The sequence below is a fragment of the Belliella marina genome (genome assembly GCF_042682445.1).
Taxonomy (GTDB): domain Bacteria; phylum Bacteroidota; class Bacteroidia; order Cytophagales; family Cyclobacteriaceae; genus Belliella; species Belliella marina.
The window spans coordinates 1-1,038 of sequence record NZ_JBHUHR010000024.1 but is presented as its reverse complement, the minus strand read 5'-3'; the positions used below and the strand labels follow the sequence as shown (position 1 = coordinate 1,038).

The 1,038-nt window shown below is 41.8% G+C and carries 1 protein-coding gene; it reads right to left on the bottom strand.

Features of this window, described 5'->3' with window-relative positions; genetic code table 11:
- Positions 1–17: 17 nt before the first annotated feature.
- On the bottom strand, positions 18–932 hold the full coding sequence (locus ACFSKL_RS09145) for an IS1595 family transposase (protein WP_376885562.1): 915 nt from the start codon (positions 930–932) through the stop codon (positions 18–20).
- Positions 933–1,038 lie beyond the last annotated feature (106 nt).

Here is a 1,038-nt window from a genome sequence, read left to right as displayed (position 1 = left end):
TATGACTCCCCACAATCTTACACGTAGTGTTGAATTGCTGCAATAATTAATCTGTCGAATAATTTTTCACCGAAATACCTTCTGTTTAGCTTATATACGAACTCGTCAAGATAATTCTGAAGGTACTTTTCTGTAACCATATGATAGATTCCCAACAGGTTTTTTTTCAGGTTACTGATTGCCGTATGTACCCAGTTCAGTTCTCCGTTGGTAGTTTTTGCCGATGACTTCACCTTTACATGGCTTTCCACCAGCTTCTCCAAATTGACATAAGCTTGGTTCTTATCTGTGAAAATCACCGACTCCTTATTTATTGTTTCTTTTACAAACCCGTCAACAGAGCTTGCCGAGGCGTCTTGTATCACCTTCATTTTGAAGAAGCCACAGTGTCTGGATATCCCCCCTGTGTTTTTATCCTCCAGTGGGGTGGATTCGGCTGCAACGGCCACTATTGCCTGTCTTTGGCTTCCCTTTCCCCGTTTGAGCTGTTTCTTCAACTCCCCATCAATGGCTTTTTCCACATAGGCCTCATCGTATTCAACCATTCCCTTCAGCATATAGGCACTGTCTCTTTTACCCATGACTGAACGGATTTTATGCATCAGCCTAAAAGCTGTCACGTACTTCTTCAACCCCAGCTGCCGCTGAAACTCCATACATGAAAACCCCTTTTTGGTTGCCGACATCAATAGGAATGCCGCAAACCAGGTATGCAGCGACAGGTTACTGCTCTCCATTACAGTGCCTGCTTTAAGGGAAGTCCTTCTTCTGCACTTACTGCATTCAAAACACTTTTTTGTGCCAAACCAGTAATGGTTGGTATAACTGCTACAGGTTTTACAGTAAACCCCTTCTCTTTCCCGGTGGGATTTCAAATATTCCTCACAACTCTGTTCATCAGGAAAATCCCTGGTAAAATCTAAGATATTCATGGCTTTGTAATTTGTCACAAGAAAACCAATCTTATCCATTTATTAAATTAGTTGACACTACCTGTCAAAGAATATTTGGCTACGTGCATGATTAGGGAGAGTCATA